Annotated in this window: 16 protein-coding genes; 10 read left to right on the plus strand and 6 right to left on the minus strand. The window is 38.3% G+C overall.

Going from position 1 to position 14,962, the window contains the following annotated elements; genetic code table 11:
* Positions 1–212 precede the first annotated feature (212 nt).
* Positions 213–1,154, minus strand: coding sequence for an L-lactate dehydrogenase (locus GVV22_RS05110; RefSeq protein ID WP_159649059.1), 942 nt, complete (start codon positions 1,152–1,154; stop codon positions 213–215).
* Positions 1,155–1,265: 111 nt separating this feature from the next.
* Here GVV22_RS05110 and GVV22_RS05115 point away from each other — a divergent pair, with 111 nt between their 5' ends.
* Positions 1,266–2,510, plus strand: a complete 1,245-nt coding sequence (locus GVV22_RS05115) for a hydroxymethylglutaryl-CoA reductase, degradative (protein ID WP_159649060.1) — start codon at positions 1,266–1,268, stop codon at positions 2,508–2,510.
* 60 nt (positions 2,511–2,570) lie between these two features.
* Complete coding sequence (locus GVV22_RS05120) at positions 2,571–3,200, plus strand: prepilin peptidase (protein ID WP_159649061.1); 630 nt, start codon at positions 2,571–2,573, stop codon at positions 3,198–3,200.
* A gap of 9 nt (positions 3,201–3,209) precedes the next feature.
* Here the strand turns inward: GVV22_RS05120 and GVV22_RS05125 are convergent, their stop codons facing one another.
* The gene (locus GVV22_RS05125; RefSeq protein ID WP_159649062.1) at positions 3,210–4,460 is read right to left on the minus strand and encodes a hypothetical protein; all 1,251 of its coding nucleotides are present in this window, start codon (positions 4,458–4,460) and stop codon (positions 3,210–3,212) included.
* Positions 4,461–4,632: 172 nt separating this feature from the next.
* Between GVV22_RS05125 and GVV22_RS05130 the strand changes: the two genes are divergently transcribed.
* Positions 4,633–5,013, plus strand: coding sequence for a DUF805 domain-containing protein (locus GVV22_RS05130; protein WP_159649063.1), 381 nt, complete (start codon positions 4,633–4,635; stop codon positions 5,011–5,013).
* A gap of 39 nt (positions 5,014–5,052) precedes the next feature.
* Here the strand turns inward: GVV22_RS05130 and GVV22_RS05135 are convergent, their stop codons facing one another.
* Positions 5,053–6,393 (minus strand): polysaccharide deacetylase family protein, encoded by a 1,341-nt coding sequence (locus GVV22_RS05135; RefSeq protein ID WP_159649064.1) that lies wholly within the window; start codon positions 6,391–6,393, stop codon positions 5,053–5,055.
* Between the two features lie 400 nt (positions 6,394–6,793).
* On the opposite strand from GVV22_RS05135, the gene mutY reads away from it, so the two are divergent.
* Positions 6,794–7,798, plus strand: coding sequence for an A/G-specific adenine glycosylase (gene mutY, locus GVV22_RS05140; RefSeq protein WP_236261922.1), 1,005 nt, complete (start codon positions 6,794–6,796; stop codon positions 7,796–7,798).
* A 25-nt stretch (positions 7,799–7,823) separates the two neighbouring features.
* On the opposite strand, the gene GVV22_RS05145 is transcribed toward mutY, so the two are convergent.
* Together GVV22_RS05145 and GVV22_RS05150 are read right to left on the minus strand one after the other, a co-directional pair.
* Positions 7,824–8,636 (minus strand): Cof-type HAD-IIB family hydrolase, encoded by an 813-nt coding sequence (locus GVV22_RS05145; RefSeq protein ID WP_159649065.1) that lies wholly within the window; start codon positions 8,634–8,636, stop codon positions 7,824–7,826.
* A gap of 68 nt (positions 8,637–8,704) precedes the next feature.
* The gene (locus GVV22_RS05150; RefSeq protein ID WP_159649066.1) at positions 8,705–9,157 is read right to left on the minus strand and encodes a hypothetical protein; all 453 of its coding nucleotides are present in this window, start codon (positions 9,155–9,157) and stop codon (positions 8,705–8,707) included.
* A 172-nt stretch (positions 9,158–9,329) separates the two neighbouring features.
* Between GVV22_RS05150 and GVV22_RS05155 the strand changes: the two genes are divergently transcribed.
* Genes GVV22_RS05155 through GVV22_RS05165 form a run of 3 tightly spaced genes read left to right on the plus strand, consistent with a single transcriptional unit; the run spans position 9,330 to position 11,241 of the window.
* Complete coding sequence (locus tag GVV22_RS05155) at positions 9,330–10,505, plus strand: SIS domain-containing protein (protein ID WP_159649067.1); 1,176 nt, start codon at positions 9,330–9,332, stop codon at positions 10,503–10,505.
* Positions 10,505–10,939, plus strand: coding sequence for a PTS galactosamine/N-acetylgalactosamine transporter subunit IIA (agaF, locus tag GVV22_RS05160; RefSeq protein ID WP_159649068.1), 435 nt, complete (start codon positions 10,505–10,507; stop codon positions 10,937–10,939). The genes GVV22_RS05155 and agaF overlap by 1 nt, the downstream gene beginning before the upstream one ends.
* A gap of 11 nt (positions 10,940–10,950) precedes the next feature.
* On the plus strand, positions 10,951–11,241 hold the full coding sequence (locus GVV22_RS05165; protein WP_159634578.1) for a preprotein translocase subunit YajC: 291 nt from the start codon (positions 10,951–10,953) through the stop codon (positions 11,239–11,241).
* A 22-nt stretch (positions 11,242–11,263) separates the two neighbouring features.
* On the opposite strand, the gene GVV22_RS05170 is transcribed toward GVV22_RS05165, so the two are convergent.
* Positions 11,264–12,487 (minus strand): helix-turn-helix domain-containing protein, encoded by a 1,224-nt coding sequence (locus GVV22_RS05170; protein WP_159649069.1) that lies wholly within the window; start codon positions 12,485–12,487, stop codon positions 11,264–11,266.
* 193 nt (positions 12,488–12,680) lie between these two features.
* Here GVV22_RS05170 and agaV point away from each other — a divergent pair, with 193 nt between their 5' ends.
* The 3 genes from agaV to GVV22_RS05185 are packed head-to-tail and all read left to right on the plus strand — an operon-like array spanning position 12,681 to position 14,906.
* On the plus strand, positions 12,681–13,157 hold the full coding sequence (gene agaV / locus GVV22_RS05175; RefSeq protein WP_159649070.1) for a PTS N-acetylgalactosamine transporter subunit IIB: 477 nt from the start codon (positions 12,681–12,683) through the stop codon (positions 13,155–13,157).
* A 20-nt stretch (positions 13,158–13,177) separates the two neighbouring features.
* On the plus strand, positions 13,178–13,990 hold the full coding sequence (locus GVV22_RS05180) for a PTS mannose/fructose/sorbose/N-acetylgalactosamine transporter subunit IIC (RefSeq protein WP_159649071.1): 813 nt from the start codon (positions 13,178–13,180) through the stop codon (positions 13,988–13,990).
* On the plus strand, positions 13,980–14,906 hold the full coding sequence (locus GVV22_RS05185) for a PTS system mannose/fructose/sorbose family transporter subunit IID (RefSeq protein ID WP_159649072.1): 927 nt from the start codon (positions 13,980–13,982) through the stop codon (positions 14,904–14,906). Before GVV22_RS05180 ends, GVV22_RS05185 begins: the two co-directional genes overlap by 11 nt.
* The last annotated feature ends 56 nt before the right edge of the window (positions 14,907–14,962 follow it).

Below are 14,962 nucleotides of genomic sequence, written 5' to 3' on the forward strand. Positions count from 1 at the left end.
TATTACATTTTCCTTTTCTACAACTGGTCTATTATACACGAATTCGTAGTAAAAGTGTAGAAAATGCAATCATGAGTGCGTTTACAGACGAAAAAAGTTCTGTTTTCAAGCAATTTGCTCTGTTTTTCTCGTGTTCATCACCCTTGGTTAAGATTTGCACGTGTGCTCCACTACGAAAATAGCCCACCATAACGGCGGACTATTCGTATACTTTATAGATTTGATTGGTTGATAATTTCTTTAAGCATATCTGCAGATTCTCGAAGTGCTGACACTTCGTTTGTGCTATACGGAACTTCAACGGTATTAAGAACGCCTTGGCGACCAACGACTGTTGGTACTGAAATATAAACATCTTCAATTCCATAGTCACCACTTTGTAATGAAGAAACGGTTAGGATTGATTTTTCATCACGAAGAATTGCTTTCACGATATGTGTTACTGCAAGTGCGACCGCATAATTGGTATATCCCTTACGATCAATAATTTCGTATGCAGCAGTTTTGACATCATGTGTAATTTGATCACGCATTGCGTCATCAAATTCGATATTCATATTGCGTGAATACTGCTCGATTGTGAGTCCTGCAATTGTCGCGAGTGACCATGTAGCAATCTCACTGTCACCATGCTCACCAATAATGTTCGCGTGGATATTACGAGGATCGACAGCAAATTTGTTTGCTAAGATTGATTGGAAACGCGCGGTATCAAGAACTGTTCCTGAACCAATAACGCGATTCGCTGGGAAACCTGAAAGTTGGTAGGTTATTTGCGCCAAAATATCAACTGGATTCGAAACAACCAAGAGAATTGCATCTGGATTGTACTCAACGATACTTGGAATTAACTGCTTATAGATTTCAATATTACGGTTTACAAGATCAATCCGTGTTTCCCCAGGTTTTTGTGCCAAACCTGCGGTGATAATTACGATATCAGAACCTGCTGTCTCCGGATAATCACCAGCTACAACCTTTACGGGAGAAACAAATACTTGACCTTGATCCAGATCCATTGCCTCACCTTTCGCTTTATCTTTGTTGATATCAACAATTACAATTTCGGATACGACATTACTATTCATTAACGCAAATGCAGTGGTTGAACCAACAAAACCTGCACCAATTATTGAAACTTTATTTGCTTTCATAGAATCTCTCCTTTTGTCTGTCTTCATCATACCAAAACTGTGTTAAGAAGCGGTAGAGTTTGCTTGCAATTTCATTGTGATAAGTTATTCTTAATCTATGAGGTGATTCACATGTATACAAAGTATTATAAGAAAGATATTGCAGCTCGAAAAGCCGTACTTGTTCAAGACGAGCGTTACGACGTAACCTTGGATACGCCTTTACCGGAATCTGTTTATGACAATATGATTGAAAATGCAATTACAACCTATGAACTTCCAATGGGTGTTGCCCCTGGATTTCTTATTAATGGAAAAGATGTCGTGATGGCAATGGTCACAGAAGAACCTTCTGTAATTGCCGCTGCAAGTAATGCAGCAAAGATATTTCAACGTAACGGCGGTATATCGAGTCATGTAGAGAGTCGGTTCATGCGTGGGCAAATTGCATTTGCTAATCCCGAAAATCCACATGAAATGATGCATTATATTGAGAATAATTTCTCAGAATTACAGCATATCGCCCACACTGCTTACCCTTCAATTGTGAAAAGAGGCGGTGGACTTCACAAAATAGAGACCAAGTATGTGATGAATCCCGATAAAACACACTTCCTGATTGTCTATTTAATTGTAGATACACAAGAAGCCATGGGTGCAAATATGATAAATACAATGTTGGAAGCTGTAAAAGGGTCCTTAGCCGAAACATTTGGGACAGATGCCTTAATGGGGATTTTATCAAACCTTACAACGGAATCCGTTGTTCATGCTTCCGTACGTTTAAATCCAGGCACACTTAAACACTCCGATCTGATTGCCTCACGCATTAAACAGGCATCCGATCTTGCGATGGTAGACCCATATCGAGCAGCAACACATAATAAAGGGATTATGAATGGCATTGATGCTGTCGTCTTGGCAAGTGGCAATGATTGGCGGGCAATCGAAGCTGCAGTTCACAGCTACGCTTCACTTTCAGGAACATATCAACCCTTAACGAAATGGGCTGTAGCCGATAATGGTGATATCCTTGGATCTATAACTTTACCGATGCCAATTGGTTCGGTTGGTGGTTCGATGGGCATTCATCCAAAAGCTCAATTAGCACGTAAAATTATGAAATTTGAGAATGCTCAAGAACTCATGATGATGATTGCGAGTGTCGGTCTTGCTCAAAACTTCGCAGCCATCTATGCATTAACGACTGACGGCATTCAAAAAGGACACATGGCACTTCATGCACGATCACTCGCTCTTCAAGCCGGTGCGCCGACTGAATATCTCGACGCAATCGTGATCGAGCTAACACAAACACAACCTATGAATCTGGAAGCAGCCAACAAAATAGTTATGAAATATGAAAGCAGAGAATAACCTCTGCTTTTTTAGGATTTATTGACAGCTTCCTCTATTTATAAGATAGAGGTGAAATCAATGAAATCTGTATTAACTTCTATTTTTTGCTTATTCCTGACATTTTTAGTGTGGTGTTGGGGATTCCACATTATCCACGCAATCAACAATCGGTTTCAGGTTCAACGACATTTCTCAGTCTTTATTTTCATGGCATTCAACCTGTTCTTGATTTTCCGTCGTTTGATGGAAATGGACATTCCATGGTTTGTTTGGATAGCCCACGGTTTGTTTATAGTTGTCCTCGTGTTGATGAGTTTAATTGACACTTATACCTATTGTATATTGAACCAACACCTACTCATCTGCTTCGTGATATCACTGCTTCATCGTGTAATAAATCCCTTATCCCAAAACCACTTCATCTTCTTAACCTGTGTTGTCCCCCTATTATTAATCGTATTAAAAAATAATAAGTATATGGGTTTTGGTGATGTTATTTTGCTCCTCATTTGTGCACTTTATCTAAACTTAGTTTCATTCTACATCACACTTGTAATCGCGGTGATGAGTGCTACCGGTTGCTCCATTTTACTCATTGCCATGCGTCGTCGTTCAATGCGTGATACCATCCCCTTTGTTCCATTTATCACTTTTGGGTTCGTTATGACCTTGCTTTTTGACGCACCAATATGGTTTGGATTTCAATAAAAAAAGCTCCTACGAGCTCTTTGATGTATATATTTTTTTCTGAATTACACCTGAACCAGGTTTCTTGAGTTGGCTTTCAAGGTATTCATAGTAAGCACCCGGAGTTGCAACACCACTTATTTGTATTAGTCGCATTCCACTCGATTCAATAATTTGATCCGCGACAAGCACACAATTGGTCGTAAATACATTGTATGTCTTGAATTTACCGCGCTTAAACTTGTAGAAATCTACTTTTAGATTGGCCTGGCGTAGACGCGTTAAATAGTTTTCACCTTCAGTATCCTCCTGATAAGGATAATCATAGTAAAACGCATCTTCTAGAATTGTGTCAATTCGTGCTTCTATTTGGCTCGCTTGTTCTTGCGTTAAATGAATAAAGAAACGAAAAACCGTTGTTCCTGTATCAACTGCATATTGAACAAAGTCTTTTTCACTCCCGATAATCATGACACCATCGCCATATGCCATTGATTTTGCACGGTTGAAGTTATCATGAGCTCCATACGAATAAATACTACCGCGATATCCTATATCAAGGTGCCCAATTCGGCTATGTCCTTCATCTTTAGCATAAAGATATACTGATAACATTGTACCCGTTGATGGTTCAACTTCGCTGGAAAAACTGCCTGGATTTTCCAACTCAATACGATTAATGCTCTTTATTAAAAAATTCGGAATTAATGCAGCAAAGAATACAGGCAAAGAAAAACTAATCTTAATTTTATTGTGGAAAAGTACTTGAACTGCCGAAAAACCTTCTACTATGCCGTATAAAATAATATACGATCCAACTTGTAAATTAATAATAAAACGGTTTTGAACACCACTAAAAATCAGTAATAAACCCATGCCAAATGAAATTAGAAATGCAATAATCTTTCCAAACTTCCCGGGTTCGTTGTCCTTAATTTTTACATAAAGTTCAAGTCCATGGACTGCTGCGTTAAACATTGCCCACATCCCAAAAATGATTGCAATAATCTCGATATAGAGATACTCCGTTAATCCCAGCAGTATAAAAAGCCCCAATGCACCTAATCCAATCAACCCATTAAAGACATTTCGATTCCGGATACTTTGATAAATCGAAACCACAAACGATGCAATCAACGCAATCCGGATGGCGAGATAGATAAGCGACCACATGAGGTTATCACGATAAATAAAAAGGACCCCAATAACGATTAAAACTACAGATACGAGTATCTGTATCCATAAAATTGATTTTTCTTCCCGTGAAAACACATGTTTCATACAATACCTCTTTGCTTTATTATACCATCGAAAGATACACGCGTCGTTGAAAAAAGCCTATACATTTTCGGCACATACTTTCATATTCTCATAAATTTTTAAATATTGTATACATATTACTGTTTTTCTGATCGCGGATATTATAGAATAGGACAATAAAGGGGGAAAACTTATGAACTATTTAAAGAAATTTGTAGCTAACATGGCAATCATGGATGGTCGCACATCACGTCGTGAATTCTGGTTTACAATCTTATACATTTATCTCTTTGCAGCACTCTTTGGAGTTGCTGTTGGATTAATTGGATTGGTTGTTAAATTACCTACACTCTTAGGTGCAGCTGTCATCGTTATTCAAGCAATCATTTTCCTTGGGACAATATCGATGCAAGTTCGTCGTCTACATGACACCAATAAATCTGCTTGGTACCTACTCGTAAATATGATTCCAGTTATTGGACAATTCGTATTTATCTTCTTCTTAGTAAGTCCTGGTGATGACCACATGAACAACTATGGTTACCCAAACAACTCACAAGAAGCAACATTCTAGTAGATCAAAAGGCACTTGACGAACGTCAAGTGCCTTTTTTTATGCGTTATAGTAAATTTTCTTTGGTTCAATTGGAATGTTACGTGATTTGAGTAATTCCTCGACTGTAACGAATTTATACCCTTCCGCCGACAATTTTTCAAGCGCACATTTAGACCCTTCAACAGTACTTGAATACAAATCGTGCATAAGGACAATTCCACCATCATGTGCATATTCTACCACTGTATCACAGACTGATTTGCCATCTTTATAACGCCAGTCATTTGAATCAATCGACCAGTTAATGAATGTAACATCTGAATTTTCGCGAACATACTCGTTCGCATTTCCGTATGGTGGGCGTACCATAATTTGACCATCATACCCTGAAGCATCTCGGATAGCCTGCTCCGTACTCGCAATTTCTTGTTGGATTTGCTCCGGTGTCGCTTTATTTAAGTTTGGATGTGAAAGTGTATGACTTGCAATTTGATTTCCGGAATCAAGAATTTGTTTCACAATGTCTGGATAGCTTGCCACTCTGCTCCCAACAGTAAAGAATGTTGCTTTGCCATTATAGCTAGCAAACAAATCAATCAGCGCCAAAGTATTCTCACCATGAGGTCCATCATCATATGTGAATGCGATTAATTTCTCATTACCATCGATTCCTTGATCAAGATAGGCAGATGGAACATCGGCTGCAGTCTTATCAGTTTCAAACGGTGGTTCATTAAAAAAATGGGCTGACTCTTTTAAATCGTACTCGACTTTACGATCATTCGAAAACAGACACATTTTCTGATCATTGAGGAGCCAATTTGTTTTCCCATCCAACGTTGAGGATGCGATTACTTGATTACGAGACATTACTGGTTCCAAAATCTTTCGATAATCACTCATGACTTTGCGATCGGCTTTATCGACAAGTAAATCTATCGGACTGACTTCTTTATCCAATTTCATGTCAAAAACGCGGCTTTCGACATTGGTTAGGGCACCATCAAGTTGTTGATAAAAGGTTACACTTAGATATTTATCTTTGAATGTTGAAACAGCATAGTCCTGAAGAAACTCAATGTCCTTACGCTCACTATCTTTGAATGTTTCTTGATTCCGTGTTTGAGTGTTTTTAAGCACATCCTCCACAAATGTATCCGCTGACTTATATCCAGTCTTTGGATAATGGTATGCAAAATACCCCTGATCCATTGTTTGTAAGTCGTTTAACTGTGTTCCTATTTGCTTATTATCAGAATCCACGTTTTTGAGATGACTTGGATATTTTGGGAACAAACCACTTACAAAATGGATACCTAAGCCCACAATCAGCAGGATTGATAATACAAACGGAATCGCAAATTTATAATTAATTCTGTAACGTCTTCGCTTTGCCATTTATCATTACCTCTACTTAACAATCGTATCATACTCACCGTTGAATTCTAACCCTAGCAATTGAATAAGTGATGATTTTTTCAAGAATTCACCATCTTTTCAAGAACTTCTGACGCTTCGTTAGGTTTCTTCACATTATCTTTACAATATGATAGAATACCAAAATTACACATAATGTTATTGGTGGTAATTGGTTGATTTTTAATTTACAAAAAGGTATTATGTAAGTAACAACTTCAAATAATAGATAAGTTGTTACTGCATCCGTCGTAGATGACTTCATAATTTCCTTCTTAACCACTTATGAAGAACACACTACGATGTTACGCACTATCTCTCTTAAAAGAAATGGGTTCCCGTCCATTTCTTTTTTTGCGTTCAAATACCCAAAGTCAAAAATATGGGCTATACTATACGCATGACATTTACAGATAGATTAATAACATGGTATCGTGCGAATAAACGAGACTTGCCGTTTCGTCGTGAGCGTGATCCCTATAAAATTTGGGTCAGTGAAATCATGGCTCAACAAACACAAATTGCAACGATGCTCCCTTACTATGAAAAATGGGTCGCCAAGTATCCTACTGTTCAAGATTTAGCGGCAGCTGATATTGACGAAATCCTCAAAATGTGGGAGGGATTGGGTTATTACCGTCGTGCTCGTAACTTATATGCGGGGGCACAGTTTGTTGTAGAACATTTTGATGGTGTTCTGCCCGCGGATAAACAGGCCCTTATGAGTATTCCTGGCATCGGTGACTACACTTCTAGTGCGATTGCCTCAATTGCTTTTAGCTTGCCAGAAATAGTGATTGACGGCAACGTTAAGCGTGTCATGGCACGATATCTTAATTATACCGAGAACGTGAATGCACGAGCAGCTCATAAGGTCTTTGATGCGTTCCTTAAAGAACAGCTTATTAAGGATGGTGCGGATCCTAATGAATTCAATCAAGCATTAATGGAGTTAGGGGCCCTTGTATGTACTCCCAGTAACACAACCTGCGAAGGGTGTCCATTTGAGGAAATGTGTGCTTGTTGGCGTGGCGAAGTCGTTGGGCAAGTTCCATTTATTCCCAAAAGTAAACCTGTGAAAGCGTATGATAAGTCAGTCTTTATCCTCGTTAAAGATGGAAAATTGCTTATTTCGAATGAGCACGATGATGGTTTAATGGAAGGTCTCTTCCGTTTACCACAAATTGATGGTCACCAAGATTTGGAACCTGTCACAACACTAATCCATAAGTTTTCTCATTTACATTGGAATATTGAAGCGTATCAAGTTGATTCGTTAGATATTGGAGATCACAATTGGTTCTTTGTGCCTCTTCAAGAAATTGTGGATACGTATCCGCTTGTGACAGCCCATCGCAAGATTCTACAAAATCAGAAGATATTATAAAAGAGTTCACCAGTGGTGAACTCTTTTATATAATTTTTAAAGTTTCAAGTGCGTAGGCGATTCCCGATTCGTCGTTGGAACGTGTTACAAAATGGGCCATATCTTTAACTGCATCGACTGCATTACCCATTGCGATAGCATGACCAACATAGGATAAGAACGACTTATCATTATGACCATCACCAAAACCAATCATCGCATCTGGATGGTACCCAAGAGGCTCTAATGCTTGAGCCAACGCGTTTCCTTTATCAATTCCCTGCGCTGTATATTCGAGGTAAAATGGTGCGGAAAAGACACAATTGAGTTTGCCTGAAAACGGTGCAACAAGCGCGTCGTGATGCTCTTGCAGATATTCTGGTGTAGCACTTACTAAAACCTTACTTAACGTAAATGTTGCGACTTCGCGTAAATCTTGAATTGGCTTAAGCTCTAGGTAGCACATTTCTGCTTCATGTTGAACCATATACCCATTTTCGTTATTCGTGTATAAATAGGTTCCATCATCAAACATCATACTGACGTCAAATTGCTCGAGGTGATCAATAATTGAACGTACTTCTTCATGAGATAATGGTTGATGAAAGAGAACCTCATCAGTTGCCGGATTTAGAACCTTGCTTCCATTGTAAGAAACAATCATACCGCCATAGTTCGCAATATCGAGTTCGGCTGCAAGTGGAAGCATACCGCTTGTCGGTCTTCCCGACGCTAAAACAACACGTGTTCCCTTTTGTTGAGCCTTAATCAAGGCCTTTTTTGTAGTCTCATCCAGTGTTCCATCGGACGAAATTAGTGTACCATCAATATCTGTAACGATTATTCTAATATGTTCCATAGATCCTCCACATAATGCATCTATTATAGCTTATTTTGCATATAAAAAATAATCATGGTTTCCCATGATTATTTACTTGATAAATATGTAAGCAAATAGGTTCCACTCAAACCCAAAGAGCCAACACCGAGGGCTAGGAGTCCCCATTTCGATGCCTCTTGAGAAACACCCGTCATTGCATAATATGTTAGCAGCACACCAAACAACGCATACAAGCCAATATTCATCATTAGTGCTTGTGGTTTTAGATTATCATTCATTACAAAACGTTCTTTTGGTACAATTGTGAGTCCTTGCAAAAAACGTTTACGATAAATGATTTCCATGATAATGAGTGTCGCAAGACCAAACACCAATGAGGCTGGTGTATCAAAAAACAGTCCATTTACTACAACGACAAGTGCTAAGGTAATCGCAAAACGGCTTTGAAATACCTTTGCAAGTGCCTCTTTATCCTTGGGGACAAGATATACATTCTTATTAAAAAAATCAATAAACATAGTTTCTTCTGTTTTTGCCATTCGATGATTCTCCGTCTCTATATACCTATTCTACCTTATATTTTATAGTGTAGCACCAATTCATTTGTCTTTTTCAGTTTGCTTTTTGCATCTTTAACCAATTTGGTTGAGGCACACCCATTCCAATCCTATAATGGAGATGATAAAAAATATAAGAAACGGAGATTTGTATATGTTTAAACAAGATAAAGCCCATTGGGAAGCACTTGCTGGTTTCCATACAGCAAATGAAATTGCACAGCAACCTGAAACATGGTTGAAGACTTTGGACATCGTAACTTCTAAACGTTCCGAAATTGAAGCGTTCATTAACCAAGTTACTGGCCAGGAAGATTTTGATGTTATTTTTACTGGAGCTGGAACAAGTGAATTTGTTGGAAACTCACTTGCACCAATCCTTCAAGCAGCTTATGGACGCAACTTTAAATCAGTTGCAACAACAAACATTGTAGTAACTCCTGAAGTCTATGTTCATCCAACACGCCCTACATTACTTGTGTCATTTGGACGTTCAGGTAACTCACCCGAATCCATTGCCGCAGTAGATGTTGTTAATGAAGTCAATAAAAATGCAAAACACTTAGTCATTACATGTAACCACGAAGGTAAATTAGCATTGCGTGATGATGAAAACATCTACTCAATTAAATTACCAAAAGAAACCAATGACCAATCATTCGCAATGACAAGCAGCTTCTCAAATATGTTCCTTGCAGCTTACCTATCATTTAACATTGATAAATTAGAGAGCTACACAGATGCAGTCAACGAAGTTGTACGTGTAGGAAAACATATCGAGTCAGACCGTTTCGAAATTGTCAAAGACACAGTTGATAGTTTTGATTTTGATCGCATCGTTTATCTTGGAGATGCAGACCTTAACGGTTTCGCCCAAGAAAGTGCATTAAAGATGTTAGAACTTACAGCTGGTGAAACAGTAACCATGCACAACTCACCACTTGGATTCCGTCACGGACCAAAATCAATCGTTAATGACAAAACACTAACTGTCATTTACATGAAAGAATCAGAATATGTTCGTAAATATCAAATCGATTTAATTCGTGAAATGAGTGGACAACGTGCTGGAAACAGAATTATGGTTATTGACACACGTCACGATTCACAAATTAAAGACTTAGTTGATGTCTACGAAGTCATCGAATATAATGAAACTATGAATATGGACCTTGTTGGTTTAAATATGGTGATGTATGCTCAAATCTTCTCACTATACCAATCAATCAAGTTGAATAAATCACCAGACAACCCTTGGCCATCAGGACTTGTAAACCGTGTTGTTCAAGGAGTTATCATTTATCCATATCATAATGGAGGCACAAAATAATGATCGGTATCGTTGTAACAGGACACGGCGAATTTGCTTCTGGTTTAACATCAGCAGTCGAATTAATCGCTGGACGTCAAGAACAATATGAGGTTGTAACATTCAACCAAGATAAAACGCCGGAAGCTTTATCTGAAGACTTAAAGGCAGCAATCGAACGTGTTAATACGGGCGAAGGGGTCTTAGTATTCACAGATTTAAAAGGGGGTACACCCTTTAAAGAATCCGCAATGTTATCTGCTTCATTCAGTAACATTGAAGTCTTAACAGGAACAAACTTAGCGATGTTATTAGAAGCAAGTCTAATGCGTATGGGAGATGTTGAAGTTCAAGCGTTCTCACGTTCATTAGTTGAAACTGGAGCATCACAAGTTGATTTCTTTGAATTAGTTTTAGAAACATCAGAAGATGATTTTGATGGAGATGGTATCTAGGGAGGCTAACTATGACACCAATGTCAGTAGTTTTATATTCAAGCTTAACAGTTGGAGTGCTCTTAGTTTCATTCGCAATCATTTACTATATTACAACTGCGCGTAAGATTAAGCAGCAACACAGCCGTATGCCTGATATTCTTAATGAATTAAAACCAGGAGTAGAAATTGTATTCGCTGGAGGATTTGTCGGGAAACTTGTAAGTACCGATGATGAAAAAATCTTTGCAAAAGTACGTCTCAGTGATAATACTGTCGTTGAAATTGCAATGTATAGCATTACCAATATTTTAGATCGTTAAAAAAGCCGGAGTCTTCAAGACTTCAGCTTTTTTTGTGCTCGTTTTTATTTTCTTCTGTAATTGATTCGATAGATTCTTTATAAATTGATTGTGAGAATTCACTGGGGGCTAAACCAAAGCGTTTTTTGAATTTGCGAGAAAAGTAATGGATCGAACTAAAACCAAGTTTTAACGCAATTTCTGTAATTGGATAGCGCTCTTCTAGAATCATGTGCTGGGCTTTCGCCATTTTTAACTCGTTAATATACTGTTTGGGTGGCATATTGAGATTCTTCTTAAAAATTCCTTGTAACGTTGAGCGACTAATTGAGAACTGATCACAGATATCTTCAACCGAGATTGGTTCGAAAATATTATTATGAATGTAGGTACTAATTTCGTTCATCAACTCATTTTCAAAATTTTCTTGAATTGGATTGTTGGTCGTGACTTTTGTTTGATCTTGATTCTCAAGCTGAATCAGAAGAATTACTAATTCTTGGAGATAGGAAACCATAAGATCGCGTGAATAGGGAACATTATGCGATTCCATGATGGTCGAGTGACGAATGAATTTATCCGTCAATTGATACAACTCTGGAGTACAGTCAATGATTCGATTTTTGAGATGCGCCATATCCTTAGTACGAATATTCATATCGAACATAATTGTGAGATAAGATGACGATTTATCGCCTCGAATATATTGTTTATGAAATTGGCCCGGAAAATAAAGCATGATTTGTTGGCTGGATAGAATGTGCTCAATTCCATCCACTTCAACCCCTAACTCTCCCGTATCCACATACGTTAATTCCCAGAAATAATGGGATTCGCCATCAAAGTGATAGTCTTTCCCTTTTACACTATAATAATATGAATAAATATCTGTAACAGCAAACTTTGGCCGAATCGGCTCATATGCCAATTGGTTGGGCAAGTCGATCCGCTTTAGCTCTTGAGCCATCGGTGTTTGATATGAGAAATCCACAACGACACTTTGTGTTAAGGGAATAACCGTATACGGTGTGTTCTCTTTCAACATAATTGGACGGTGGATAACAAATTGTTCGCGGCTTCCAAACTCTTCCTGAACTACCAAGATCGCAATACCTTCTAATAACTCGATACGAATTGGCACTTCACTAACTTCTAGATAGTCTGGATTCTTTCCTTCAATAATCCTACGATGTGATACATATTCTGACGGTTCTTCAGCAATTGAACCAAATTTAAGAAACTGTGGACTTGTTGTCTTTAAATACATAATTCACCTACCTAAACTTCTCTCTATAGCTCTATTATACAACATTGTGCTTTTTCATTAAATAATTACAGCCGATTAATCAAAAGTGCAAAGGATATGTAAAATAATGCAAATAAAAATGTACCTATCTATTGTAATATTACACTATAAGAGCGCTTACATCTCTTATGGGTATGAAAGGAGAGCATGAATTATGCCAAATATCGTTTTAACTCGAATTGACAATCGTCTCATCCACGGACAAGTCGCAACACAATGGTCAGGAGTTATTGGTGCTAACTTACTGTTAGTTGCTAATGATGAAGTTTCAACCAACAAAATGCGTCAAGGTCTCATGGATATGGCAGCCCCAGGATACGCACAAACACGTTACTGGTCACTCCAAAAGACAATTGATACAATTCACAAAGCATCCGATCGTCAAATGATTTTTATCATTTGCGAATCACCTCAAGATGTCTTAACACTTGTTGAGGGCGGTGTGCCTATTAAAAAGGTAAACATCGGGAACATGCACATGGCGGAGGGGAAACGCCAAGTAGCAACTGTTGTCGCTGTTGATGACAAAGATGTTGCTGCATTCAAACGTCTCCAAGAACTTGGAGTTGAGCTTGAAATCCGACGCGTTCCTCAGGAAGGTTCTGAAGACGTCGCAAAATTATTTAAATAATACTCAAGGAGGAAAAGATTATGGATTTTGGAATTATTCCAATCATTCTCGTAATGATCGTTACATTTATCGCAGCGATCGACCAATTTAGTTTCCTAGAATCCCTCTATCAACCAATCGTATTATGTACAATTGTTGGTGCTATTCTCGGAGACATTAAGGCCGGAATGGTTGTTGGTGGTACTTACCAATTAATCTCAATCGGTAGTATGCCTGTTGGTGGAGCACAACCACCTAACGTAATTATCGGTGGTATCATGGCTACTGTGTTTGCAATTTCATCAAACATGGCACCTGATGCAGCTGTTGGTTTAGCAGTTCCATTTGCTTTATTCGGACAATATGCTGTTACATTGACATTTACATTAATGTCACCAATGATGGCATTAGCTGATAAAGCTGCTGAAGAAGCAAACCCAGCAGGAATTACACGCGTTAACATTATCTCAATGGCAATCTTAGGATCACTCTTCGCATTTATCGTTTTACTTGGAATGTTATCAGGACAAGTTATCGGTAAACAATTAGCAGAAGCTTCCTATAACCTTAGCTGGTTAATGGCTGGTCTTGATGTTGCTGGTGGTATGATGAAATATGTTGGTTTCGGTATCTTGATGAAGATTATGCTATCTGGCGAACTATGGGGATTCTTCTTCCTTGGTTTCGCATTTGCTACAATCGTCAACATGGTTCCTGGACTTTCAGGAGCAGCATTGCTCATCCTTTCAATGATCGGTGGCGCTATTGCTATCTATGACTTCCAACAAAATACAAAACTACGTAAATTAACACAAAATGCAACATTCGGTGGAGGTGAAGAAGATGGAATCTAATGTAACACACTACAAAGATTTAACTCCAGCACAACCGCTGGACAAGAAAACTCTCAACAAAATGGTTTGGCGTTCACTCTTCTTGCAAGCATCATTTAACTATGAGCGTATGCAAGCAGCTGGATGGCTCTATGGTATTCTTCCTGGATTAGAAAAAATCCATACAAACAAAGAAGACCTCTCAGCATCTATGACGCATAACCTTGAGTTCTTCAACACTCACCCATTCTTAGTTACATTTGTTATGGGTATTGTTCTTAACTTAGAACAAAACAAAGCTGATATCCCAACAATCCGTGCCGTACGTGTTGCTGCAATGGGTCCTCTTGGAGGTATTGGTGATGCTCTATTCTGGATGACACTTGTTCCTATTACAGCTGGTATCACAGCTAACATGGCAATTGGTGGACAGATTATGGGTCCTATCTTGTTCTTATTAATCTTTAACGTGGTACAATTTGCACTTCGTTTCTGGTTAATGAACATGTCATACCGTCTTGGTGCACAAGCAATCGATGTCTTTACAGAAAATGCTAAAGAATTTACACGAGCAGCTGGTATCCTAGGGGTATTCATTGTTGGTGCGATGGTTTCTATCTTCGGTGCAACACAAATTCGTATCTCAATAGTTGATGGTGATATGGTAACAAACGTTCAAAAAATTATGGACGGAATCTTACCAAAACTTTTACCATTACTCTTAACAATGTTAATGTACTTCTTACTCAAGAAACGTAACTGGACTCCTACAAAATGTATCGTACTCTTATTAGTTATCGGAATTGGCGGAACTGCAACAGGTATCTTAGCTGGTGATTCAAAAGCTATCAACCCTGAAACAAACGAAGCAATCCCTGGTGGCTATAACCCACTTCTAAAATGGTATGAATACGGTGTAGAGAAACCAAAAAACTAAAAACATAGTATTTCAGAAACTCTCCTTTCAAAAATACTAAAAAAAGAAAGCTACAG

The organism is Erysipelothrix aquatica (genome assembly GCF_009828825.1).
Classification (GTDB): domain Bacteria; phylum Bacillota_I; class Bacilli_A; order Erysipelotrichales; family Erysipelotrichaceae; genus Erysipelothrix; species Erysipelothrix aquatica_A.

What these genes read in the sequence shown, in the direction of transcription:
- GVV22_RS05155 (WP_159649067.1), top strand. Translation starts at nt 9,330, where the DNA reads ATGTTTAAACAAGATAAAGCCCATTGGGAAGCACTTGCTGGTTTCCAT.
- GVV22_RS05135 (WP_159649064.1), bottom strand. Translation starts at nt 6,393, where the DNA reads ATGGCAAAGCGAAGACGTTACAGAATTAATTATAAATTTGCGATTCCG.
- agaF (WP_159649068.1), top strand. Translation starts at nt 10,505, where the DNA reads ATGATCGGTATCGTTGTAACAGGACACGGCGAATTTGCTTCTGGTTTA.
- GVV22_RS05170 (WP_159649069.1), bottom strand. Translation starts at nt 12,487, where the DNA reads ATGTATTTAAAGACAACAAGTCCACAGTTTCTTAAATTTGGTTCAATT.
- GVV22_RS05130 (WP_159649063.1), top strand. Translation starts at nt 4,633, where the DNA reads ATGAACTATTTAAAGAAATTTGTAGCTAACATGGCAATCATGGATGGT.
- GVV22_RS05150 (WP_159649066.1), bottom strand. Translation starts at nt 9,157, where the DNA reads ATGGCAAAAACAGAAGAAACTATGTTTATTGATTTTTTTAATAAGAAT.
- GVV22_RS05185 (WP_159649072.1), top strand. Translation starts at nt 13,980, where the DNA reads ATGGAATCTAATGTAACACACTACAAAGATTTAACTCCAGCACAACCG.
- agaV (WP_159649070.1), top strand. Translation starts at nt 12,681, where the DNA reads ATGCCAAATATCGTTTTAACTCGAATTGACAATCGTCTCATCCACGGA.
- GVV22_RS05145 (WP_159649065.1), bottom strand. Translation starts at nt 8,636, where the DNA reads ATGGAACATATTAGAATAATCGTTACAGATATTGATGGTACACTAATT.
- GVV22_RS05120 (WP_159649061.1), top strand. Translation starts at nt 2,571, where the DNA reads ATGAAATCTGTATTAACTTCTATTTTTTGCTTATTCCTGACATTTTTA.
- mutY (WP_236261922.1), top strand. Translation starts at nt 6,794, where the DNA reads ATGGGCTATACTATACGCATGACATTTACAGATAGATTAATAACATGG.
- GVV22_RS05125 (WP_159649062.1), bottom strand. Translation starts at nt 4,460, where the DNA reads ATGAAACATGTGTTTTCACGGGAAGAAAAATCAATTTTATGGATACAG.
- GVV22_RS05180 (WP_159649071.1), top strand. Translation starts at nt 13,178, where the DNA reads ATGGATTTTGGAATTATTCCAATCATTCTCGTAATGATCGTTACATTT.
- GVV22_RS05110 (WP_159649059.1), bottom strand. Translation starts at nt 1,154, where the DNA reads ATGAAAGCAAATAAAGTTTCAATAATTGGTGCAGGTTTTGTTGGTTCA.
- GVV22_RS05115 (WP_159649060.1), top strand. Translation starts at nt 1,266, where the DNA reads ATGTATACAAAGTATTATAAGAAAGATATTGCAGCTCGAAAAGCCGTA.
- GVV22_RS05165 (WP_159634578.1), top strand. Translation starts at nt 10,951, where the DNA reads ATGACACCAATGTCAGTAGTTTTATATTCAAGCTTAACAGTTGGAGTG.